Consider the following 22,693-nt stretch of genomic DNA (forward strand, 5'->3'; position numbering starts at 1 on the left):
GGTCTTCACCTCCGCATCACGTTCCACCAGCCGGTCGAAGATGTGCATCGAAAGCGCGAAGTTCGGCGCCGCATTGTAGAAGTGCGGATCGACGGAGGTGGGTGGCGCGCCCGTCGCCACCGTCAGGTTCTGGGCCAGCGCGACCGTGCTGGCCGCCGCGAAGATGGTCGTCAGAACCCCGAGCCGCATTCGTGTCACCCCGCGCTTTCGACGTAGTGCCGCAGTTCCTCGGCCTCATGCACCGCTTCCTCGATCCGCGCCTTCACGAGATCGCCGATCGAAACCATGCCAGCGAGGCTGCCATCCTCCTCCATCACCGGCAAGTGGCGCACGCGGCGATCCGTCATCAGCGACAGCGCCTCCGCGATTCGGGTCTGTGGGGTCACGGTGTGCAGCGCGCGGGTCATCAAATGTGCGGCCGGCATCGTCACACATTCCGCCCCATGCGCGCCAATGGCGCGGACGATGTCGCGTTCGCTGACGATGCCCAGCACATCCTGGCCGCCATCGCGCACCAGTGCGGCACCGATGCGATGCTGCGCGAGAATCTGCGCGACCTGGCCGACCGTATCCTGCGCCGAGACCGAGATCACCTCCGCCCCCTTGCGCTTCAGGATGATGGCGATGGTCATGGTTGTTATCCTCCCGTTGCGAAGGGCGCGGCCGGGGCCGTCCTTCCGATGCGGGGATCGTGACAGGGAGGACAGCTTCGCGGCAAGCATTGCGTGCAGCCGGGGGTGTGCTGCACGCGGCCATTGTGCAGCGCGACAATTCAGGCGGGCGCGCTTTCCCCGGTCAACTGCGTCCTGACCAGTTCCGCGAACCGCCCGTCCTGCGCCACCAGATCGGCGAAGCTGCCGCGTTCCATCACGCGACCTTGTTCGAAGACCAGGATCTCCTCCGCATCGCGCACGGTGGACAGGCGGTGGGCGATGACGAAGGTGGTACGGTTGGCCATCAGCGCACGCAGCGCGCGCTGCACGCGGGCTTCCGTCGCCGCATCCAGCGCGCTGGTCGCCTCGTCCAGGATCAGCACCGGCGGATCCTTCAGCAGCGCGCGCGCGATCGCCAGGCGCTGGCGCTGGCCGCCGGAAAGCGAGGTGCCGCGCTCGCCGATCATCGTGTCGTAGCCCTGCGCCTTGGCCGCGATGAAATCATGCGCCTCCGCCATGCGGCAGCAGCGTTCCAGATCCTCCTGCGTCGCATCGGGGCGGCCGATCAGCAGGTTGGCGCGGATGGTGCGGTTGAACAGCATGCTTTCCTGGAACACCACGCCGATGTTGCGGCGCAGGCTGTCCAGCGTCAGGTCGCGCAGGTCATGGCCATCCAGCGTGATGCGCCCCTCCGAAGGGTCCCACAGCCGTTGCAGCAGCGCCATGGCCGTGGATTTGCCCGCCCCCGTCTGGCCGACCAATGCGATGGTCCGGCCGGGCGGCGCATCCATGTCCACATCCCGCAGGATCGCCGGTCCGCCGGGATAGGCGAAGCTGACATTCTCGAACCGCACGGCCCCCTCGGCCCGCTGCAGGTTCAGCGCGGTGGGCTTCTCGGGCACCGTGGACTTCGCATCAAGCACCGCGAAGAATTCCTCCAGCGACGGCATCCAGAACACCATGCGGGAGACGAAGCCCACCGCGCCCTCCAGCCGCCCGATCAGCAGCGTGGCGAAGCCCATGAAGGACACGATCTCCCCCACGCTGGCCTCGCCCCGCACATGCAGGATGGTGCCGAGCACGAAGATGGCGATGACGGTGATGGTCGATGCCGCGCGCGTCAGCACGGAGACGACTGCCCACCAGTTCAGCACCGGGAACTGGTGGTCCATCACCTGGCGCACGATCTCGCCGAACATCCGCGCCTCGGATGCGAGGCGGGAGAAGGACTGCACCACCACCACATTGGACAGCGCATCCTGCGCATTGCCCGCCAGCCGGCTTTGCAGCGTCTCGACGTGCCCCTGCGCTTCCTCCGTCTTGCGGATCACCCAGGCGGAGACCAGCGCGAACAGCACGACCAGCCCGATCAGCAGCAGGCCGAGCCGCCAGTTCATGATCAGCGTCAGCGGCAGCAGAAAGATGGCGGCGATGAAGGTGGTGAGGTGTTCGCGGAAGAAGGACAGCCAAAGGGCGAACAGGCTGTCCGCACCCACCAGCATCACCTTCATCAGCCGGCCGGATTGCGTATCGCCGTGGAAGGATACGGGCAGCGACAGCACATGCTCGAAATACCGCGCCATGATGGTCAGCCGGTTGCGATGCGCCATGCGGTCGGACAGCAGCGCGACGGCGACATTGGCGCCGATCGCGGACAGCCCGACCGCGGCCCACAGCACCAGCAGGGCCAGCGCCTCCGTCCACAGGCTGGCGCTGCTCATGCGGTCGGAACGCGACAGCAGGTCGATCACACGGCCGAACAGCACCGGCTCCAGGAATTGCAGCCCGGCCAGCGCCAGGGCGGCAAAGCCAAGGCCATAGGCAATCCAGCGATCCGGCCCGAGAAGCTGGAGCACCCGCAGATAGAGACGCAGGAAGCGCATATGTCGGGACCCCTCCCTCCCCCATCTCCAGGCGCGACTCGGGGCCGTCCGCCGCGGGGGCGGCTGCGCAGAAGTCGCGAAAAAGCGGCCGGCTTGCAAGTTGTGGTGCATGCCGGCTGGGAACAGGGATGGTAGCGACAGCGCGGGGAATAAGTTTCCCCGGCCGGATCGGGCCGGATCCCGGGACCGGCGTCACCCGGCCGGTGGCTGGCCATTCCGTGTGCCGGGCAGGTCTTGTGCGCACCGGCCACGGCGAATAGGTGAGGCGCGCCATAGGGAGAAATCCATCGCATGACCCTCAGCCGCCGCGCCGCCCTTGGCGCCGCCCTCGCCCTGCCCTTCATCGGCATGGCCCACGCCCAATCCGGCCGGACCCAGGGCCAGGCCGCCTGGGCGCCTTCCCGCCCGGTGCGGATCGTGGTGCCCTTCCAGGGCGGCGGCGCCACGGACCTGACCGCGCGGCTGCTGGCGGAACGGCTGACGCCGATGCTGGGCCAGGCCGTGGTGGTGGACAACCGCCCGGGCGCCGGCGGCAATCTCGGCGCGGATATGGTGGCGAAAGCGGAGCCCGATGGGCACACGTTGCTGATGTGCACGATCGGCACCGCCAGCATCAACCAGTTCCTCTATAGCCGCATGCCCTTCCGGCAGGAGGACCTGGCAGCCGTGGCGCTGGTCAACCTGGTGGCCAATGGCATCATGGTGAACGCGAACCTGCCGGTGCAGAACTTCGCGGAGTTCCTGGCCTATGCGAAGGCGAACCCGGGCAAGCTGAACTACGGCACGCCCGGCAACGGCACCTCGGGCCACCTGTCCGGCGAATACCTGAAGGTGCGCGCCGGGATCGACATGACCCATGTGCCCTACCGCGGCACCGGCGGCGTGGTGCCGGACCTGATCGCGGGCAACATCGATGTCGCGGTGGACAACCTGCCGGCCTACCTGCCGCATGCCCAGGAAGGCCGCATGAAGATCCTGGCCGTGACCAGCAAGGATCGCTGGTTCGCGCTGCCCGAGGTGCCGACGGTGCAGGAATCCGGCATTGCGGATTTCGAGGCGGTGGCCTGGTTCGGCGTGCAGGCCCCGGCGCGGATGCCGCGCCCGATCCTGCTGCGCTACGCCGCCGCGATCGCCGAAATCTCCCGCAATCCGGAGGTGGTCGCCCGCCAGCGCAGCATTGGCGCCGAGCCCCACCCGCTCGGCCCCGATGAATTCGCCGCCTTCATCCAGGCCGAAAACACCAAGTGGCGGGAGGTTGTGCGCCTGGCCGGGGCGCGGCTGGACTGACGCAGCCTCCCCTTCCGCCTCAACCGCGCCAGGCGGCCGGGACGTGGCGGAAGGGTAGCGCCGCCAGGTCCAGCGCCGCCGGGCCGGCGCAGTCACATTCCACGATGGCGGCGCAGCGCCCGGCGAAGGCGGCGCGGAAATGGTTCTTCGCCTTGTTCGCCAGCAGGCGCGTCGCCGTCAGGTCGATGCCGTGCAGTGCGAAAAAGGCGGGGTCCACCGCCGCCTCCTTCCGGCTGGTGACGATGATGCGGAGCCAGTCGCCCACTCGCAGCACGGCGGTGGCGCCGAGATCCACCGGCGCGCCGCGCTCCATCGGGCCTTCATTGGTGAACAGCCCCTCCGTCAGCCGCTCCACCGTCGCGGTGACAGCAACCGGCTGGCCGAAATCCGCCGTGGTGCGGCCGCCGAGCGAGAAACCCGCTGCCGCCCCCTGCCCCGCCGCCTTGGCCTTCGCCACGCTCTCCGGGTCGTGCAGGAAGGCGAAGACGGTCGGCACGCCGGGTGCGGCCTCGACCAGCGCGCGCAGCAGGCCGGGGCTGTCGGCGACGCCGCCCGAGAGCGGATTGTCGGCCGGGTCGAGCAGCGCCACGAGCCCCGCCGGCGCGGCGAGCGCGGTGGCAAGCGCTTCCCGCGGCCCCGGCAGCGTGATGGCGAAGCGCGGCAGGCGGCTTTCGATGGCGCCGATCACGGCCTGCGCGGCACGTGTGGCGGCCTCCGCCGTCGTCGCCCAGGCCATGCCCGAAGGCCCGGCAAAGGGCGTATCACCCCAGGAGAAGCCGCCAAACGGTGCGGCTTCCAGCACGGCATCATCCTCCAGTGCCGCCGCCTCCGCCCACACCTCGGCCATCGGCCCTGCCTCGGAACGCATGTGGAAGGAATGCAGCACGCGCGGCAGCTTGGCGATCGCGCCATACAGGCGTTCACCGGCCATGCGCCGCTCCAGCAAGGCCAGCGCCCGCAGCGCCGTCGCATCCATGTCGAGATGCGGATAGGTGCGATAGACGCTGGCGCCGTCCAGCAGCGTGGCGAGTTCGGGCGCCATGTTGCCGTGGAAATCGAAGCTCGCCGTCAGCGGCGTCGCGCCGATCACGCCGCGCACCTGCCGGATGATGTGCAGATCCGCCGCCGGCTCATCCTGCGCCACGCAGGCGCCGTGCAGGGACAGATACACACCATCCCATGGCGTACCTGCGCGCAGCCCCGCCAGCACTTCGTCGAGCCAGCCCTCGAAGGCCGCGCGGGTCAGCGGCCCGCCGGGCTGGGCGGAGGCGCAGCGCAAGACCGTGGCCCGCCAACCGGGCCGGGCTTCAAGGAAGCGGCCCAGCCCGCCCAGCTCCGTCCCGGTGCCGGCATAGCGCGCCACCGCCTCGGGCCCGCAGACCCATTCGCGGGATCGCAATGCGTCCGCCTCGGTGGGGGTGGGGGAGAAGGAGTTACCCTCGAACCAGAGGCGGGCGACGGCGATGTTCGGCATGAACGCAGCCTAGATCAAAGCTGGCGCGCCCCAAAGGTGTCGCAGGATTCCAGCGTGCCGTTCTGCAGCCCGGTGCGGAACCAGCGCACGCGCTGGGCGGAGGTGCCATGGGTGAAGCTCTCCGGCACCACCTGCCCACCACCGCGCCGTTGCAGCCGGTCATCGCCCACCGCGGCAGCGGCGGCGAGACCTTCCTCGATATCGCCTTCCTCCAGGATCTGCCGCGCATCATGGGCGCGTCGCGCCCACAGCCCGGCCAGGCAATCCGCCTGCAACTCCACCCGCACCAGCATGGCATTGTCGCCAGGCCGCGCACGGCCGAGCAGGCCGAGCTGGTTCTGCACATGGTGGCCGACCTCATGCGCGATCACATAGGCCGCGGCGAAATCGCCGGGCGCACCCAGCCGGCGCTGCAGATCGGCCAGGAAGTCGAGGTCGATATACACCTGGCTGTCGCCCGGGCAGTAGAACGGCCCCACGGTCGCCTGCGCCACGCCGCAGGCGGATTGCACGGCACCGCTGAACAGCACCAGCGTCGGCGCCTGGTAGCGGCGGCCATGCTCGGCGAATAGCGGCGTCCAGACATCCTCGGTCTCGGCCAGCACGCGGCGCACGAAGCGCGCGCCCTCGTCCTGCGCCGGCGCACCCTGGCGCGTCTGGCTCTGGGATTGCGGCGCCGGGTCCATGCCAGAGAGGATCACGTTGGGATCGACGCCGAACAGCAGCGCCAGCACCACCAGCACCACGCCGCCCAGCCCGCCCCCGATGGCGATCCCACCACCGCCGACCCGCCTGCCGCGGCGGTCCTCGACATTGCCGCTTTCGCGCCCACCGCCCAACCGCATCGCTGCATTCTCCGTGTCGGAGCAGCAACGTCACGGCAGGGGAGGAGTTTCAGCCGCGCAGCAGCGCCGGGGCCTTCAGCCGCGCAGCAGCGCGGCCAGCGCCGGGCTCAGCCCGATCGCCTCCCGCCCCTGCGGCGCCGCATAGCTGCCGGTGCGGGGCTTCGGCAGGCGCATCCGCACCATCGCCTCCGCCAGTGTGACGGCGCAGGCGATGCCATCCAGCAGCGGCACCGGCGACCGCGCCTGCAAGCCAGCCGCCAGCCCGGCCAGCGCGGCGCCGCCCAGCACCACGGAATCGCAGCGCGCCGCCATCGCCTCCGCCGCCGCCAGCACCTGCGCCGCCGCCCCATCCGGGTCCGCGATCGCCTGCTGCGGCGTCAGCTTCAGGCCCACCACCTCCGCGCAGCGCGCGGTCAGCCCGTGCCGCGCAACCAGCTCCTCATAGGGCCTTGCCTGGCCCAGGGTCAGCACGCCGAAGCTGCCGCCCATCATGCAGGCGGTCAGGCAGGCGGCCTCCGTCATGCCGAGCACCGGGCAGGGCATCATCTGCCGCGCCGCATCCAGCGCCGTATCGTGGCTGACCGCGAGCACCACCGCCTCCACCGCGCCGGCATGTTCCGCCAGGGTGGCAAGCAAGGCGTGCGCGGCGATGGCGTTCTCGGCGCGCGTCGAGATCACCGCGGGGCCGAAGGCCGGCGTCGCGCCGATGATTTCGGTGCCGGGCGCGGCGGCGGCACGGGCGGCGGTGACGCAGGCCTGCGTGATCGCCTGCGTGGTGTTGGCGTTCGCCACCAGGATCCGCATGGGATCAGCCCCCCACCATGATGGCGTCCGGCGAGTCCGGCGCGCCGACCAGGGCGAGCAGGCCTTCCGGCAGGGCGCGGGAGGATTCGGTCAGCAGCAGCAGGCGCAGCGCCTCCCGCTTCGCGGGGCCGGTGGCGGGCGGGGGCGGCGTGGCGGGCGGCGGTTCCGCAACGGCCGCAACCTCCGAACCGCCCGCGGCCTCGGGCGTCGGCGGAACCGGGTCCGGCGGCAGCGACTCCGCCATCGATTCCGCCAGGCTCTCGGCGCGGCGCTTCCAGACCTGGAGCGGGTTGAACAGCAGCACGTCGCCCGGCCGCACATCCATCCGCAGCGCCAGGCCAGGCTCCGCGCAGAGGCTGTCGAGCAGGTCCAGCGCCTGCATCTGCGGCCCGGTCAGGCGCGGCGTCTCCGGCACGCGCTGCGCGGCATCGATCGAATCGCGCGCATAGCGGCCGACAAAGGCGCCGGAAGCGGTGCTGAACACCGGCAGGTCGATCACGGTGCCGGTGGGCGTGGCGTGCGGCATCGGGCGGTACAGCAATTCCAGCGCCGCGCGGTCGCGCTTCATCATCTCATTGTGCACGGTGGCGGCGGCGACCAGCATGGCCGGGTCCACATCCGGCGGCTGGCGCAGCACCAGCAGCGCCACGATATCCGCCGCATCGGCATGGAAGCGCCAGCGCAGCGCCCCGCCGGCCGCGCTCGCCTGGCGCTGCACAGCGCCGCCCGGCCCCGGCAGCGGCCGGCCGAGATGCGCGCCAAGCGCGGCCAGCAGCGGCTCCGCCAGCGCCTCGCCTAGCCGTTCCAGGGTCAGGCCGCGCAGCAGCACGAAGCCACGGCCGGTATCGAGGCGGGTTGCCGCGCCGCGCAGCACCGCGCCGAGATGCGGCAGCGGCGCTTCCGCGGCCGATTGCGGGGCGCGGCCGCCGAGCGCGGTCAGCGCCTGTTCCAGCTCCGCCAGATCCTCCGCGCCGACCGGAATCATCCAGTCGGAGGTGCGAAGATCGGCAGCCCGCCAGGCGGCCTGGCCGGCCTGCGGCACGATGCGCGGGCGGGGCGGGACCCGCGGGGGGCCCGAGGGGGGGTTTGAGCTTTGGGAAGCCTGGGGCGTGTCACTCATCCCCCCCACACTACCAGCCCTGCGCCGCGCCGCCACATCTTGCCTTCCGCCCCGCCCTGCCCCCAGGCTTTGCCCTTTGAGGGAGACCGAAAATGGCCGATTCCACCCTAAACCTGCCCTTCGACGCGGAGGCGATGCTCGAGGGGCTGCGGCCCTGGGTGGAATGCGAAAGCCCGACCTTCGATGCCGCCGCGGTCGGCCGCATGATGGACCTCGCCGGGCGCGACCTGGCGCTGGCCGGCGCGCGGGTGGAACGCATCCCCGGCCGCATGGGCTTCGGCGACTGCATCCGCGCCCGCTTTCCGCACCCGGCGGGCGAGACCGCACCCGGCATCCTGGTGATGGCGCATCTGGATACGGTGCACCCCATCGGCACGCTGGCGAAGCTGCCCTGGCGGCGGGATGGCGGCACCTGCTACGGCCCGGGCATCTTCGACATGAAGGGCGGCACCTTCCTGGCGCTGGAGGCGATGCGCCAGGTGCTGCGTGCCGGCCTCGCCACCCCCCTGCCCGTCACCTTCCTGCTGACCTCGGATGAGGAGGTGGGCAGCCCCTCCACCCGCGACCTGATCGAGGCCGAGGCGCGGCGCGCGCGCTATGTGCTGGTGCCGGAACCGGCGCGGCCGGATGGCGGGGTGGTGACTGGCCGCTACGCCATCGCCCGCTTCAACCTGCGCACCACCGGCCGCCCAAGCCATGCCGGCATCACGCTCGGCGAGGGCCGCTCCGCGATCCGGGAGATGTGCCGGCAGGTGCTGGCGATCGAGGCGATGACGAGCGAGGACTGCACCTTCTCCGCCGGCGTGATCCATGGCGGGCAATGGGTAAACTGCGTGGCAACTCATTGCGATGCCGAGGTGCTGTCCATGGCCAAGCGGCAGGAGGATCTGGATGCCGGGGTGGCCCGCATGCTGGCCCTGCAATCCAGCGCACCGGATGTGACGCTGGCCGTGAGCCGCGGCGTGACCCGCCCGGTGTGGGAGGCCGATGCCGGCACCAAGGCACTGTATGAGGTGGCGAACGGACTTGCCGGCAAGCTCGGCTTCGCCATCCCGCCGCAATCCTCCGGCGGTGGCTCGGACGGCAATTTCACCGGCGCGATGGGCATCCCGACCCTGGACGGCCTCGGCGTCGCGGGCGCCATGGCGCATACGCTGCAGGAGCATATCGCGGTCGGCAGCCTGGTGCCGCGGGCCCGCCTCTTCGCCGGGTTGCTGGCGACGCTTTCTTGAGATTCGTGGTGCGTCACGAAAATGGGCTAGCTTCCCACCCCATGAGCAGAAGGGGTGGGACGATGCGAGCTCTGATGATGATCCCCATGGTGCTGGCCCTGGCCGCGGCACCTGGCCTGGCGATGGCGCAGAGCGCGCCGATCAGCGGGCCGAATTCAGGCGCGGTGCATGGGCAGAACTGGAACATGCGGCAGGACCTGTCCTCCGCCACCAATGCGGACGGAACGCCGCTGACCCGAACGCAGCGTCTGCGGCGGGAAGCGGCGCAGGCCGAGGCGCAGCGGCAGGCCCGGCAAGCCGGCCAGCTTCGGGCGCAGCCGCGCCCGACGCGCTGACCGCCTCAGCCTATTCCGCGGCCTGGGCCTGGGCTGCGGATAGCGCCGGGCGGGCGGCGACCACGGCCTGCAGGGCCAGCGCCACCGCCGCCTGGCAGGGCTCGATCACCGGGATGCCGCAGGCCTCCTCCACCGCGGCGCGGTGGAAGGCCATGCCGGCGCAGCCCAGGATCACCGCCTCCGCCCCCATTTCCGCGATCCGCCGCCCGGCGGCGACCAGGGCGGCGCGCGGCGCGGCCGGGTCGGTCAGTACCTCCATCGGCAGGTTCAGCGGAATATGGCCGAGCAGCCGGCTTTCCACGCCCATCGCCTGAAGCGACCGGCGCTGGCGCGGCAGGGATGGGTCACCGAAGGCGATGATGCCGAAGCGATCGGCCCGCGCCAGCGCCGCGGCCACGGCGCTGCGCAGCGGGCCGAAGACCGGCGCGCGGGTGACGGTGCGGATGGCATCCACACCAGGGTCGGACACGCAGGCAATGACATAGGCCGCCGCCGCCTCGCGTTCGACCACCTGGCACAGCGGCTCCGCCACGCCGAACCAGTCGCGCCAGGTGACGATGGCGGGCGGACCCGAATCGAGCTGCGTCACCTCGATCCGCGGCAGGCCGGGGGCGCGGAAGCCGGCGAGCGCCACGTCGATGCCCTGGGTACAGCTTCGGCTGCTGTTCGGGTTGATCACCAGGATCCGGTCAGCCATCGCATATCCTCCTCCGTCCCGCCCGAACCCCCGCGGCGCGGCGCGCGTTGGCAGGATCGGCGTGGGCCGTGGCGCGCGCAAGGCCAGGCCTGGCCAAGCGAAAGCTTGATCGGGCGCCGCCGACACGACATATTGCACCGCACAACGGCCGCGCGGTCCGGGGGCTTTCCTCCCCGGGTCGCGACAAGGCCGGAAGGAACGCCACATGACACGCTGGGAGCCTACCCGCTCGGCAGACGCTGACAGCACCCCTCCGACGGCCTCCGCCTGGACCGTGATCGGCCGCGGCATGCGCAATCGCTGCCCGGTCTGCGGCGAGGGCAAGGTCTTTCGCGGCTACCTGCGGGTGGTCGACAATTGCGAGGTCTGCCAGGCGCCGCTCGGGTCGCTGCGGGCCGATGACCTGCCGCCCTACATCACCATCTTCGTCGCCGGCCACGTCCTGTTTCCGCCCGTGCTGTGGGTGGAGAAGGCCTGGATGCCGCCGATGTGGCTGCACATGGCGGTCTGGCTGCCGGCCTTCACCATCGCCTGCATCCTGCTGCTGCGGCCGATCAAGGGCGGCACGGTGGGCTGGATGGCGCGGCTCGGCTTCGATCTGCCGGCCGAGGCACCGCCCGGGCCGCAGCGCACCGACCATGCCTGACAGGCTCGTCATCGCGCCGGAGCGCGACCTGGTCCGCATCGACCTGCCGGACGGCCATGCGCTGCTGCCCAGCCCCTATGCCGAGGCGGATCGCCGCCAGGCGGTGGAGGATCTGCTGGCCGGCAACCGCTTCCGCCCCGCGGGCCTCGGCCCCGGCCCCTTCGGCCTGGGCATTGCGGTGCGGGACGGGCGGCTGATGCTGGAGATCCGCGATGCGGCGGATGCGCCGCTGCACGCCCTGGTGCTGGCGCTCGGCCCGTTTCGCCGGCTGATCAAGGACTACCACATGGTGGTCGAAAGCCATGAGAAGGCTGTGGCCGAGGGCGGCTCCGAAGCCCGCATCCAGGCGATCGACATGGGCCGCCGCGGTCTGCACAACGAGGGCGCCGAGTTGTTGACGGAGCGTCTGGCCGGCAAGGTCGAGATCAATTTCGAAACGGCGCGGCGGCTGTTCACCCTGGTCTGCGCGCTGCACCAGCGCATCTGAGAGCCCGATGAAGATCGCCCGATGAAGATCGACGGAATCCCCTATCGCAGCGTCTGGGTCGAGCCCTCCGATGGCTGGTCCATCCGCATCTTCGACCAGACCAGGCTGCCCTGGTCGCTGGACATCCTGCGCCTGACGGAGCCTGGCCAGGTGGCGCAGGCCATCCGGTCCATGCAGGTGCGCGGCGCGCCGCTGATCGGCGCGGTCGCCGCCTATGGCGTGGCGCTGGCACTGCGGCAGGATGCCTCGACCGAAAACCTGGACCGCGTGGTGGCGGAGCTGGGCGAGACGCGGCCCACCGCCATCAACCTGCGCTGGGCGCTGGCCCGCATGCGCGCCGCCCTGCACAACCTGCCGGCCGGGGATCGCGTGGCGGCGGCCTATGCCGAGGCCGCGGCGATCTGTGACGATGATGCAGAGACATGCCGCCGCATCGGCGAACACGGCCTGCCACTGATCGAGGCCGCGGCGCGGGGCCGGGACCGGGTCAATCTGTTGACCCATTGCAATGCCGGCTGGATCGCGACGGTGGATTGGGGCACCGCGCTGGCGCCGATCTACATGGCGCATGATGCCGGCCTGCCGGTGCATGTCTGGGTGGATGAGACCCGCCCGCGCAACCAGGGCGCGGCGCTGACCGCGTGGGAACTGGGCAAGCACGGCGTGCCGCACACCATCATCGCCGACAATGCCGGGGGCCATCTGATGCAGCATGGCCAGGTGGATCTTGTGATCGTCGGCACCGATCGCGTCACCCGGCACGGCGACGTGGCCAACAAGATCGGCACCTATCTGAAGGCGCTGGCGGCACGCGACAATGGCGTGCCCTTCTGGGTCGCCCTGCCGCATTCCACCCTGGATATGAGCGTGGGCGACGGTGTCGCCGAGATCCCGATCGAGGAGCGCAGTGGCGCCGAGGTGACGGACCTGACCGGCCGCACCGCCGATGGCCGGATCGAGACGATTCGCGTGGCGGCCGAAGGCAGCGCCGCCGCCAACCCGGCCTTCGACGTGACCCCGGCCCGGCTGGTGACCGGGCTGATCACGGAACGCGGCCGCTGCGACGCCTCCGAGGCCGGGCTGCGCGCCCTCTACCCCGAAAAGGGCTGACCGCGGGCCGTCGGCTCCAGCAGCCACAGGCCGACAACGAGCGACAGGCCACCAAGGCCGGCCAGCCAGGCTGCCGCCATCAGGGGGACGCGCCCGGGCAGCGTCGCATCACCCAGCACGAGGACAACGGTCGCCAGGATGGCAACCAGGCCGAGACCGACCAGCATAAGCGCGAAACGGGGCATGGGGTGGGTTCCGACTATCAGTGCTGACTTGCAGGTATCTACGTGGCCCGCTTGGCGGCCACGCGACGCGGAAGCGGCAATAATGAGGCAAGCGCATTTCGCTTCATGACGTTCCATCCATGTTTGCCATTCTTTGCAGCACAAACCTCGTCGCGGCGGTTGCGCCGAATCCCCTGCGATGGGATCGTGCGACCGGGAGACACCGAACAACCTGGGAGCTTCATCATGCGCCGCCTGCTTGCCGCATGCCTTTTCGGCATGGCCTTCACCACATCCGCCGCAATGGCCCCCGCCCAGGCCCAGGGCCAGCCGCCGCTTCGTTGCGCCGTGGACGGCACCTTCGCGCCGCACGCCTTCCCGACCCTTCAGGGCGGTGTGCAGGGCTTCAACATCGACCTGTTCCGCGAAGCCGCGAAGCGCATGGGGCGCGAGCTGACCATCGACAGCGCCAGCTTCTCCGGCCTGATCCCGGCGATGAATGCCGGGCGCTATGATTTCCTCTGCGCACCGACCACGGCAACGGCGGAACGCGCGGCGAACATGCTGTTCACCGAGGGCTACCTCTACACCGCCTTCCAGTTCGGCATCCGCCGCGGCAGCGCGCCGATCACCAGCATGGATGATCTGCGCGGCAAGGCGATCAGCGTGAACAAGGGCAGCGCCTATGACGCCTGGGCCGCCGCCAACGCGCAGCGCTACGGCTTCACCGTGCAGACCTATGACACACAGACGGATGCGGTGCAGGCGGTGATCTCCGGCCGCGCCTACGCCAATCTCGGCGGCAACACGGTGGTGCGCTACGCCGCGACCCGCACGCCGCAATTCGTCGCCGACTTCGTCATGACGGATACCCGCGCGCATTGGTCCGCACCGCTGCCGATCAACGCGACCGAGATGCGCGTGCAGCTTGAGAACGCGCTGGAATGCATGAAGCGGGACGGCACGATCGCCCGCCTGTCGCAGCAGTGGTTCGGCACGGCGCCGGCGGCGGATGACGCGGAGAACACCGTGTTCCCGGGCACCGGCGTGCCGGGCCTGGCCGGCTACGACGCCACGCCGCGCGAGCCGCGCTGCTGAGCCTCGCTACATGACGGGCTGGGAGGCGTTTGCCTTCAACTTCCTCAACCCCGAGGTCGCGGCGCAATACGCGCCGATGATCCTGGCGGGGTTGGGGGTCACCATCCTGCTGGCGATGCTGGTCATCGTCAGCGGTCTCGTCCTCGGCCTGGCGCTGGCGGTGCTGCGCGCCTTCGGCGTGCGGCCCGTGAACTTGGGCATCATCTTCGTCGTCGATGTGTTCCGTGCGCTGCCGCCGCTGGTCATCATCGTGCTGATCTATTTCGGCCTGCCTGCCGCGGGCCTCGCGCTTTCGGGCTTCTGGGCCACCTGGCTGGCGCTGACGCTGGTGCTGATGGCCTTTGCCGAGGAGATCTTCTGGGCCGGCATCTCCGCCGTGCCGCCGGGACAGTGGGAAGCGGGGCGCGCCATGGGGCTGCATTTCCTGCCGACGCTGCGGCTGATCGTGCTGCCACAGGCCATCCGCATCGCCATCCCGCCGCTGGTCAACCGCACCATCGCCATCACCAAGGGCACGGCACTCGGCAGCGTTGTCGCGGTCTCTGAAATTCTTGGCGCGGCGCAGTCGGGCATGGCGTTCTCGGGCAACCCGACGCCGCTGACCCTGGGCGCGCTGGCCTACATCGTCCTGTTCATTCCCGTGGTGATCGCCGGGCGCTGGATCGAGACGAAATTCGCGTGGCGCCGATGAGCGATTTCGTCCAGGCCTTCCTCAACGCCGAGATCGCCCTCGCCTCCTCCCACCTGCTGTGGATCGGGCTGGTGCAGACCATGTTGCTGGCGCTGATGACCGTGCCGCTCGGCATGGTCACGGGGCTGCTGCTGGCGGTGCTGGCGACGCGCAAATCCCGCTGGGTGCGCTGGCCGCTGATGGCCTTCACCGATTTCTTCCGCGCCATCCCGCCGCTGGTGCTGCTGATCTTCCTTTATGCCGCGCTGCCGTTCGGCGGCATCGACCTCGGTGCCTGGGGCTCCGTCGCGCTCGCCTTCCTGCTGAATACCGGCGCCTATTACGCCGAGATCCTCCGCGCCGGGATCGAGAGCGTGCCGCGCGGGCAGGCTGAGGCCGCGCGCGCGCTGGGCCTGCGGCGCTGGCAGGTGTGGATTTTCGTCGTGCTGCCGCAGGCCGTGCGAAACGTGCTGCCGGACCTCATCAGCAACACGCTGGAGGTGGTGAAGCTGACCTCTATCGCCAGCGTCGTCGCGGTGCCGGAGTTGCTGTACCAGGCGCGCCAGGCGCAGAGCATCACCTACAACGCCACGCCGATCCTGGTGGCGGCGGTGATCTACTTCCTGCTGCTGTGGCCCTGCGTGCGGCTGCTGTCGCGGCTGGAGAACCGGCAATTGGCGGGGCGGCGGTAACGGCGGCTCAGTTCGACGCGGCGAGGCGCTGCCGCAGCCGCGCCACATCCGCGGGCGCCAACTGGGCGCAAAGCCGGCTGACAACATCGGGCAGATCCCGCGCCTCCTCCGACGCGGTGCGCAGGATCTCCTCCGCGCGCGAGCCGACCAGAGCCGCCAGATCCAGCGTCAGACGCGCGGCGACCGGCGGGGGAAGCCGGTAGGCTTGCATCGGCTGGTTGCGGGTGGCCTGCACCGCTTGGCGCAGGGCTACGGCAAACTCCGCGGCGCTGGCGAAGCGCTGCGCCGGGTCCTTCGCCAGGCCGCGCCGCAGCACCTGGCCCATGGCGCTGCCTTCAAGCGCGCCGAGCTCGACCTCCTGCGGCCCCACCAGCCGCACCAGCGTGTCGGTCACGCTGGAGCCGGAGAAGGGCGGCCGGCCGATCATGACATGGAACAGCATGGCAGCGACGGAGAAGAGATCGGCGCGGTGATCCACCGCTTTGCCGAGCGCCTGTTCGGGCGCCATGTAGCTCGGTGAGCCCACCATGCCGCCCACCATGGTCATGGTGGAATCGCCGAGCCGGGCGATGCCGAAATCGGTGATCTTCACCGCGCCGCGCGGGGTCACCATGATGTTGCCCGGCTTGATGTCCCGATGCACCACGCCCACGGCATGCGCTGCCGCCAGCGCATCCAGCACCTGCGACACGACCCAGGTCAGGTCCGGCACCGAGGCCGCGTCGCGTTCCTGCTGCGGCCGGCGTATCAGACGGGACAGCGTCTCGCCGGGGACAAATTCCATGACGATGTAGGGCATCGGCCCGTCATCGGCGTAGTCGTAGACGCTGACGATCGAGGGATGCGCGCATTGCGCGGCGGCGCGGACCTCGGTGCGGAAGCGCTCCAGGAATTCGGCGCGTCCATCGGGACCCGCCTGTTCCATGCTGATGACCTTCACCGCCACCATCCGGTCGATCAGTGGATCCACCGCCAGATAGACGCGGCCCATGGCGCCGGCGCCAAGTTCCTCGATCGGCTGGTAGCGGCCGAAATTCGCCGGAAGTGGGGTGTCTTCCATGAACGCGCTCACGCGCCGCGCATCTTGGCTGCATCCTCAGGACCGCACCGCAGGGGCGGGCAGACGCCTTGAAACTCGCTGAGGTGCAGCATGTGGCGGGACGGGTTAAGATTCGCAAAACGCCGTCGCGCCACGGAGGCCGGCACCAGCGGCGCCAGCCTTCCGAAGTTCAGCCTTGCGAATTTTCCCATGCGGGCTTCATGCGCCCCGGCAAGGAACACGCCAAGCGCATGACCGATCCCACAATGGACCGCCTGCGCATCGGTGAGACTCAGGCGGCCTCCGGCAGCCCACCGGCGGCGACGACCACGCGCAGATGGTGGTCCACATCGCCGAACAGCCCGGCCAGCATGGTCAGGCGCTTGAAGTAGTGGCCGGCCTTGTATTCCTCCGTCACCGCGATGCCGCCATGCAACTGGATCGCGTCCTTGCCGAGCAGGTCGGCGTTCTTCGCGACAAGCGCCTTCGCGGCGGACAGCGCGGTGCGCCGAGCGGTGGGGTCGGCTTCCTGCACCATCATCGCGGCATACATCGCCATGCTGCGGGCCTGTTCGGTGGCGACCAGCATATCCGCCGCGCGGTGCTGCAGCGCCTGGAAATTGCCGATCGCCTGGCCGAACTGGGTGCGCTGCTTCAGGTAATCCACCGTCAGGTCGCGCAGCACCTCCATCGCACCCAGCGCCTCGGCGCAGATCGCGGCCTGGGCCTCGTCCACCACCTGTTCGATCAGCGGCAGGGCGGCGCCTTCCGCACCGAGGAGGGCGTCGGCGGGCACCGTCACATTCTCCAGCACCACCTCCGCCGCGCGCAGCCCGTCCTGCGTCGCATAGCCGCGGCGGGTGACGCCGGCGGTGGCGGGGTCGAGCAGGAACAGGCTGATGCCGTCCCGGTCGCGGCGCCCGCCGGCGGTGCGGGCGGAGACGATGAGGCGGTCCGCGCTGTCGCCATGCAGCACCACGCCCTTGGCGCCGTTCAGCACATAGCCATCGGCGTTGCGCGTGGCGGTGGTCGCGACATCATGCAGGTCGTGCCGCGCCTGGCGTTCCTGATGCGCGAAGGCGAGCGTCAGCGTGCCCTCCGCGATTGCCGGGATCAGCTCGGCCCGCTGCGCCGCGTTGCCGGCGCGTTTCAGCAGCCCGCCGCCGAGCACAACCGTGGCGAGATAGGGTTCCACCACCAGGCCGCGGCCGAACTGCTCGCAGACCAGCATGGTCTCCACCGGCCCGCCGCCGAAGCCGCCATCGTCTTCCGAGAAGGGCAGGCCGAGCAGGCCCATTTCGGCGAATTTCTGCCAGTTGGACTCGGCATAGCCGCGCGGTTCGGCGCGATACGCCTTGCGCTTCTCGAAGTCGTCATAGGCATCCGAGACAAGACGGCGGATGCTGTCGGAGAGCATGCGTTGCTCGTCGGTCAGGTCGAAATCCATGCAGCCCTCACACCCAATCTGATCCGTCTCTGGCGCCGCGCCGTTGCGCGGCGAGGCCGCGAATGCGGCCCGCGGCCCCTGCCGCGCTCTTCAAAGGCCTAGAAAGGCCTTTGCGATGATGTTCCGCTGAATCTCGTTGGAACCGCCGTAGATCGAGACCTTGCGGTAGTTGAAGAACAGCGGCGCCGCGGCATCCGCCCAATCCGGGCCGACGCTCGGCAGGTTCAGCCCTTCCTCGTCCCGGTCCGGCCGCGGCATGGCGTAGGGGCCTGCGACGTCGACCAGCAATTGCGTCGAGGCCTGCTGGATCTCGCTGCCCTTGATCTTGAGGATGGAGGAGGACGGGTCCGGCTTGTCGCTGGCCCGGCCGCGCTGCGCGGCGACCACACGCATCTGCGTGATCTCCAGCGCCTTCAGCTCGATCTCGGACCAGGCGAGGCGGCGACGGAAATCCGGGTCGTCCCAGACCATTCCCTCGCCGGCCGGCGTGTCCTGTGCCAGGCGCTTCACACGCGCCAGGCGTTCCTTGGTCATGCCGATGCGGGCGATGCCGATGCGTTCGTTGGAGAGCAGGAACTTCGCGTAGTCCCAGCCCTTGTTGAGCTCGCCGACGAGGTTCTCGGCGGGGACGCGCACCTCGTCGAAGAACACCTCGTTCACCTCATGCCCGCCATCGATGGTGATGATGGGGCGCAGCGTGATGCCGGGGGTCTTCATGTCGATCAGGATGAAGGAGATGCCGGCCTGTTTCTTCACCGTGGAATCGGTGCGGACCAGGCAGAAGATCCAGTCGGCATATTGTCCGAGAGTGGTCCAGGTCTTCTGGCCGTTGACGATGAATTCGTCACCCTCGCGCCGCGCCGTGGTCTTCAGCGAGGCGAGGTCGGACCCCGCGCCAGGCTCCGAGAACCCCTGCGCCCACCAGATATCCAGATTGGCGGTGGAGGGCAGGAAGCGCTGCTTATGCGCCTCCGACCCGAAGGTGGCGATGACCGGGCCGACCATATTGACGTTGAAGCCGAGCGGCTGCGGCACGGCGGCGGCCTGCAATTCCTCGACATAGATATAGCGCTGCACCGGCGTCCAATCCTGCCCGCCCCAGGCCACCGGCCAGTTCGGCGTGGCGAGGCCCTTGGCATGCAGGATGCGCTGGCTGGTGACGTAATCCTCCCGCGCCAAGGCGCGGCCCTCACTCACCTTGCGGCGGATCGAGAGCGGGATCTCGTTGCGGAAGAATTTGCGCAGGTCATCGCGAAAGGCGATTTCATCGGGGGTGTAGCGGAGGTCCATCTGTCGTCTCCTAGGCCTTGGCCGCTTCTTCGTCACGTCCGGGCTTCTGCGCTTCTTCATCGCGGAGCGCGCTTGCCAGCAACTTGCCCGCCGCGCTGCGCGGCAGGCCATCCCGGAATTCCAATGCCGCAGGCATCTCATGCTTGCCAACGCGGTCTGCCAGAAATGCGCGCAATTCCTCCAGCGTGAAGGGGTCCGCACCGGGCTTCAAGGCACAGAAGGCCTTGGCGGCCTGGCCGCGATAGGCATCCGGCACGCCGATCACCACGCATTCGGCCACCGCCGCGTGCTCGTAGATGGCCTGCTCGATGGCTGCCGGATACACGTTGAAGCCGCCTGACAGGATCATGTTCTTGCGACGATCGACCAGCGTGAAGTAGCCCTGCGCGTCCATCCAGCCGGTATCCCCGGTCAGGAACCAGCCATCGGCGAAGGCCGCCTCGTTGTCATTGGCGCGGTTCCAGTAGCCGGAGAAGACGTTGGGGCCGCGAATGGCAATCTCGCCGATCTCGCCCACCGGCATGGCGCGTGCCGGTGCCTCGAGGGCGACGATCCGCATCTCGATGCCCGGCAGCGGCAGGCCGATGATGCCGGCGCGCGTCGGGCCATGCGGCGGAATGCGCGTGCCGGCCGGGCAGGTCTCGGTCATGCCCCAGCCGCCGCCGACGCGCAGCTTCAGGATGCGCTCGACACGGCTCTGCACCTCCTGCGGCATCGGCGCGCCGCCGGAGCTGCATTGGCGCAGGCTCGACAGGTCGCGCTGCTCGATCCCGGGCACGCCGGCAATGCCGATCCACATGGTGGGCACGCCGGAGAAAGTGGTGATGCGCAGCCGCTCCACATCCTCCACCCACTGCGCCGCATCGAAGCGCACCCGCAGATGGCACAGCGCGCCCTGCGCCAATTGGCGCAGCAGCACGGCGGTCAGTGCAAAGATGTGGAACAGCGGCAGCAGCACCAGGACCCGCGCCGTGCCCTCCGGCAGGTCGGTGTGGTCGCGCCAGGTGCGGTAGATGGCGACGGCGGCCGTCAGGTTGCCATGTGTCAGCATCGCGCCCTTCGGCGTGCCGGTGGTGCCGCCGGTGTATTGCAGCAGGGCCAGGTCGTCGGGCGTCAGCGTGGGCCATTCGGCGGGCGGCTCCGCCTCGGGCAGCGCGGCGAAATCGCAGGCCGCATCCTCCCCGCCCCAGCGCGCTTCCGGCGCCAGCAGCACGTCCCGCACGGCGCCTTCCGCGCGCAGCCATTCCGCGTTGCTGAGCAGCGCGGGAAAGCCGGTGGTGATCAGCAGCGTCGCGCCGGCATCATGTGCCTTGTGCGCCAGTTCGCGCTTCGCATCGAGCGCCGAGAAATGCACCACCCGCGCACCCGTCCGCAGCGCCGCGAAGAAGCACAGCGGGTGCCATGGCGTGTTCGGCAGATACAGCGCGATGCAATCCCCCGGCCCGATGCCGCGCGCCATCAGCCCCGCCGCGATACGGTCGGACAGCGCCCGCATCTGCGTGTAGGTCAGCACATGGCCGCGATATTCAAGCGCGGGCTTGTCCGCGAAACGCGAGGCCACGTCGTCCAGCAACGCCGGCAGCGTTCCGCGCGGGATTGGCGTGTCCCATCGGCATTCCGGCGGGTAGGACGCCTCCCACGGATGCATCTCAGTCGGCTTTCAGGCTCGCGAAGCCTCGGCCTTCGGCGGCGAGGCGGCCGAGCAGGTCGGCGGGCAGCAGCGTTTCGTCGCCCGTCGCTTCGGCAAAGGCCGCGAGCCGCGCCACCACATGCAGCAGGCCGACCTGATCGGCGTAGTGCATCGGGCCGCCGCGCCAGGCGGGCCAGTTGTAGCCATGCAGCCAGACCACATCGATGTCGCCCGGCCGCGCCGCGATGCCTTCCTCCAGGATGCGCGCGCCTTCATTCACCATGGGCAGCACCAGGCGATCCAGGATCTCCTCCTGCGAAATCTCGCGCTGCTCCACGCCTTCCGCCGCGGCGACACGGCGGATCAGTGCGGTAACCTCAGGATCGACAACGCCCGTCCGGCTGCCCTCGGGATACAGGTAGTAGCCCTTGCGGGTCTTCTGGCCGAGGCGTTCGGCCTCCACCAGCGCATCGGCCACCGGGGCGCGCTTGCCCGTCGCGCGGCGGATGCGCCAGCCGATGTCGAGGCCGGCGAGATCGGCCATGGCGAAAGGCCCCATCCGGAAACCGAAATCGGTCAGCGCCTTGTCCACCTGTTCCGGCGTCGCCCCTTCCAGCAGCAGGCGCTCCGCCTGCTGCGTGCGGCGCGCCAGCATGCGGTTGCCGACGAAGCCGTGGCAGACGCCGACCACCACCGGAACCTTGGACAGTTTGCGGCCGATCTCGGTCGCCGTCGCCAGCGCTTCGGGTGAAGTCTCCTTCGCGCGCACCACTTCCAGCAGCTTCATCACATTGGCCGGGGAGAAGAAGTGCATCCCCAGCACATCGCCCGGCCGGCTGGTCGCCGAAGCCATCTCATCAATATCGAGGTAGGAGGTGTTGCTGGCCAGGATCGTCCCCGGCTTCGTCACCCGGTCGAGATGCGCGAAGACCTGCTTCTTCAGCCCCATCTCCTCGAACACCGCCTCCACCACCATGTCGGCATCCGCGGTCGCATCCAGCCCGACCGCGCCCTCGATCAGCGCCAGCCGCGCATCGCGCGCCTCGGGCGCCAGGCTCCCGCGCTTGACGCTGGCCTCATAGGTGCCGCGGATGCGCTCCATGCCGCGGGCCAGCGCCGCGTCATCGGTCTCGATCACCCGCACAGGAATGCCGGCATTGGCGAAGCACATGGCGATGCCCGCGCCCATGGTGCCGCTGCCGAGCACGGCAGCACGCGCCACCGGCCGTGGCTGGGTGCCCTTGGGCAGGTTGGCGATCCGGGCCGCCTCACGCTCCGCGAAGAAGACATGGCGCAGCGCCTTGCTGCGCGGGTCGTCCAGCAGGCGCAGGAAGGCGGCGCGCTCGAAGGCCACGGCCTCGGCGAAGGGCATGTCGAAGGCGGCGCGGACGCAGGCGATGCAATCGGCAATCTGCGGTTCCTGCGCGGCGCGCTTCGCCAGCGCGGCGGCCTCCTTCTCGAAGGCGTCGCGCGAACCCAGCCCCTCATCGCGCGCCGAAACGGGCTTCGGCTTCGGCCGCGCGGCAAAGCCCCGCGCCGCCTGCACCAGATCCCCCAGAACCACGGTATCCGCCAGGCCGGCGGCCACCGCCACATCGGCGTCCAGCGGATCGCCCGCCACCATCAGCTTCAGCGCGGCCGCGGCGCCCATCAGCCTGGGCGCCCGCTGCGTGCCGCCGGAGCCGGGCAGCAGCCCCAGCTTCACCTCCGGCAGCCCCAGCTTCGCCTTGGGGCCGAGCACCCGCCAGGAACAGGCCATCGCCACTTCCAGCCCGCCGCCCAGCGCCGCCGCATGGATCGCGGCCACCACCGGCTTGGCCGCGCCATCCAGCGCCGCCACCAGCTCCGCCAGGGTGGGGGAGGCCGGCGGCTTGCCGAATTCGGAGATATCGGCGCCGGCGATAAAGGTGCGGCCCTCGGCGGCGATCACCAGGCCGGTAATGGCCGGATCAGCCTCAGCCCGCCGCACCGCCTCGAACAGCCCGGCACGCAAGGCGGCGGACAGCGCGTTCACCGGGGGGTTTGCCAGCGTCGCCACCGCGATGCCGTCCACAACCTCAAACCGCACCGGTTCCATGCGCCCGCTCCCG

The 22,693-nt window shown here is 70.0% G+C and carries 22 protein-coding genes and 1 pseudogene; 9 read left to right on the forward strand and 14 right to left on the reverse strand.

The features are described 5' to 3' along the window. From Q8S40_RS19965 to Q8S40_RS19975, 3 genes and pseudogenes are all read right to left on the reverse strand, one after another. A pseudogene (locus Q8S40_RS19965) lies at positions 1-189 on the reverse strand (ABC transporter substrate-binding protein); the annotation flags it as partial. Positions 190-194: 5 nt separating this feature from the next. Then, positions 195-632: a CBS domain-containing protein gene (locus tag Q8S40_RS19970; RefSeq protein ID WP_305671796.1), complete on the reverse strand. Its 438-nt coding sequence runs from the start codon at positions 630-632 to the stop codon at positions 195-197. Positions 633-772: 140 nt separating this feature from the next. After that, positions 773-2,536: a glucan ABC transporter ATP-binding protein/ permease gene (locus Q8S40_RS19975; RefSeq protein WP_305671797.1), complete on the reverse strand. Its 1,764-nt coding sequence runs from the start codon at positions 2,534-2,536 to the stop codon at positions 773-775. Between the two features lie 291 nt (positions 2,537-2,827). Here Q8S40_RS19975 and Q8S40_RS19980 point away from each other — a divergent pair, with 291 nt between their 5' ends. After that, positions 2,828-3,823, forward strand: coding sequence for a tripartite tricarboxylate transporter substrate binding protein (locus tag Q8S40_RS19980; RefSeq protein ID WP_305671798.1), 996 nt, complete (start codon positions 2,828-2,830; stop codon positions 3,821-3,823). Between the two features lie 19 nt (positions 3,824-3,842). Here the strand turns inward: Q8S40_RS19980 and Q8S40_RS19985 are convergent, their stop codons facing one another. From Q8S40_RS19985 to Q8S40_RS20000, 4 genes are all read right to left on the reverse strand, one after another. Further along, positions 3,843-5,297 (reverse strand): M81 family metallopeptidase, encoded by a 1,455-nt coding sequence (locus Q8S40_RS19985; RefSeq protein WP_305671799.1) that lies wholly within the window; start codon positions 5,295-5,297, stop codon positions 3,843-3,845. A gap of 14 nt (positions 5,298-5,311) precedes the next feature. Then, on the reverse strand, positions 5,312-6,142 hold the full coding sequence (locus Q8S40_RS19990) for a neutral zinc metallopeptidase (RefSeq protein ID WP_304812631.1): 831 nt from the start codon (positions 6,140-6,142) through the stop codon (positions 5,312-5,314). A gap of 75 nt (positions 6,143-6,217) precedes the next feature. Continuing rightward, positions 6,218-6,946, reverse strand: a complete 729-nt coding sequence (locus Q8S40_RS19995) for an aspartate/glutamate racemase family protein (protein ID WP_305671800.1) — start codon at positions 6,944-6,946, stop codon at positions 6,218-6,220. A gap of 4 nt (positions 6,947-6,950) precedes the next feature. Next, on the reverse strand, positions 6,951-7,988 hold the full coding sequence (locus tag Q8S40_RS20000; RefSeq protein WP_305671801.1) for a TauD/TfdA family dioxygenase: 1,038 nt from the start codon (positions 7,986-7,988) through the stop codon (positions 6,951-6,953). Between the two features lie 170 nt (positions 7,989-8,158). Between Q8S40_RS20000 and Q8S40_RS20005 the strand changes: the two genes are divergently transcribed. Together Q8S40_RS20005 and Q8S40_RS20010 are read left to right on the forward strand one after the other, a co-directional pair. Further along, the gene (locus tag Q8S40_RS20005) at positions 8,159-9,298 is read left to right on the forward strand and encodes a M20/M25/M40 family metallo-hydrolase (RefSeq protein ID WP_305671802.1); all 1,140 of its coding nucleotides are present in this window, start codon (positions 8,159-8,161) and stop codon (positions 9,296-9,298) included. A gap of 74 nt (positions 9,299-9,372) precedes the next feature. Next, positions 9,373-9,633 carry a hypothetical protein gene (locus Q8S40_RS20010; RefSeq protein ID WP_305671803.1) on the forward strand — a complete coding sequence of 87 codons (261 nt, stop codon included), beginning with the start codon at positions 9,373-9,375 and terminating at the stop codon, positions 9,631-9,633. A 10-nt stretch (positions 9,634-9,643) separates the two neighbouring features. Here Q8S40_RS20010 and Q8S40_RS20015 read toward each other — a convergent pair whose 3' ends face one another. Then, positions 9,644-10,330, reverse strand: coding sequence for an aspartate/glutamate racemase family protein (locus Q8S40_RS20015; protein WP_305671804.1), 687 nt, complete (start codon positions 10,328-10,330; stop codon positions 9,644-9,646). Positions 10,331-10,535: 205 nt separating this feature from the next. On the opposite strand from Q8S40_RS20015, the gene Q8S40_RS20020 reads away from it, so the two are divergent. From Q8S40_RS20020 to mtnA, 3 genes are read left to right on the forward strand one after another with little or no spacing between them, the layout of a single operon-like run. Continuing rightward, positions 10,536-10,976 carry a DUF983 domain-containing protein gene (locus Q8S40_RS20020; RefSeq protein WP_305671805.1) on the forward strand — a complete coding sequence of 147 codons (441 nt, stop codon included), beginning with the start codon at positions 10,536-10,538 and terminating at the stop codon, positions 10,974-10,976. Next, a complete protein-coding gene (locus tag Q8S40_RS20025; protein ID WP_305671806.1) occupies positions 10,969-11,463 on the forward strand; it encodes a UPF0262 family protein in 495 nt (164 codons plus the stop codon). Before Q8S40_RS20020 ends, Q8S40_RS20025 begins: the two co-directional genes overlap by 8 nt. Before the next feature lie 21 nt (positions 11,464-11,484). Beyond that, on the forward strand, positions 11,485-12,573 hold the full coding sequence (gene mtnA / locus Q8S40_RS20030; RefSeq protein WP_305671807.1) for an S-methyl-5-thioribose-1-phosphate isomerase: 1,089 nt from the start codon (positions 11,485-11,487) through the stop codon (positions 12,571-12,573). On the opposite strand, the gene Q8S40_RS20035 is transcribed toward mtnA, so the two are convergent. After that, positions 12,555-12,758, reverse strand: a complete 204-nt coding sequence (locus Q8S40_RS20035; RefSeq protein WP_304812650.1) for a hypothetical protein — start codon at positions 12,756-12,758, stop codon at positions 12,555-12,557. The two genes, mtnA and Q8S40_RS20035, sit on opposite strands and share 19 nt — an antisense overlap. A gap of 225 nt (positions 12,759-12,983) precedes the next feature. On the opposite strand from Q8S40_RS20035, the gene Q8S40_RS20040 reads away from it, so the two are divergent. Genes Q8S40_RS20040 through Q8S40_RS20050 form a run of 3 tightly spaced genes read left to right on the forward strand, consistent with a single transcriptional unit; the run spans position 12,984 to position 15,197 of the window. After that, on the forward strand, positions 12,984-13,835 hold the full coding sequence (locus Q8S40_RS20040) for a transporter substrate-binding domain-containing protein (RefSeq protein WP_304812652.1): 852 nt from the start codon (positions 12,984-12,986) through the stop codon (positions 13,833-13,835). 10 nt (positions 13,836-13,845) lie between these two features. After that, on the forward strand, positions 13,846-14,526 hold the full coding sequence (locus Q8S40_RS20045) for an amino acid ABC transporter permease (protein ID WP_305671808.1): 681 nt from the start codon (positions 13,846-13,848) through the stop codon (positions 14,524-14,526). After that, positions 14,523-15,197 (forward strand): amino acid ABC transporter permease, encoded by a 675-nt coding sequence (locus Q8S40_RS20050; RefSeq protein WP_305671809.1) that lies wholly within the window; start codon positions 14,523-14,525, stop codon positions 15,195-15,197. The genes Q8S40_RS20045 and Q8S40_RS20050 overlap by 4 nt, the downstream gene beginning before the upstream one ends. Before the next feature lie 7 nt (positions 15,198-15,204). Here Q8S40_RS20050 and Q8S40_RS20055 read toward each other — a convergent pair whose 3' ends face one another. From Q8S40_RS20055 to Q8S40_RS20075, 5 genes are all read right to left on the reverse strand, one after another. Next, positions 15,205-16,257, reverse strand: coding sequence for a serine/threonine-protein kinase (locus Q8S40_RS20055; protein WP_305671810.1), 1,053 nt, complete (start codon positions 16,255-16,257; stop codon positions 15,205-15,207). A gap of 271 nt (positions 16,258-16,528) precedes the next feature. Beyond that, positions 16,529-17,683 (reverse strand): acyl-CoA dehydrogenase family protein, encoded by a 1,155-nt coding sequence (locus Q8S40_RS20060; RefSeq protein ID WP_305671811.1) that lies wholly within the window; start codon positions 17,681-17,683, stop codon positions 16,529-16,531. 90 nt (positions 17,684-17,773) lie between these two features. Beyond that, complete coding sequence (locus tag Q8S40_RS20065; RefSeq protein WP_305671812.1) at positions 17,774-18,973, reverse strand: acyl-CoA dehydrogenase family protein; 1,200 nt, start codon at positions 18,971-18,973, stop codon at positions 17,774-17,776. A gap of 10 nt (positions 18,974-18,983) precedes the next feature. Then, positions 18,984-20,621, reverse strand: a complete 1,638-nt coding sequence (locus Q8S40_RS20070; protein ID WP_305671813.1) for an AMP-binding protein — start codon at positions 20,619-20,621, stop codon at positions 18,984-18,986. A gap of 1 nt (position 20,622) precedes the next feature. Beyond that, positions 20,623-22,680: a 3-hydroxyacyl-CoA dehydrogenase NAD-binding domain-containing protein gene (locus Q8S40_RS20075; RefSeq protein WP_305671814.1), complete on the reverse strand. Its 2,058-nt coding sequence runs from the start codon at positions 22,678-22,680 to the stop codon at positions 20,623-20,625. Between the last annotated feature and the right edge of the window lie 13 nt (positions 22,681-22,693).

It is taken from the genome of Falsiroseomonas sp. (genome assembly GCF_030695085.1).
Classification (GTDB): domain Bacteria; phylum Pseudomonadota; class Alphaproteobacteria; order Acetobacterales; family Acetobacteraceae; genus Falsiroseomonas.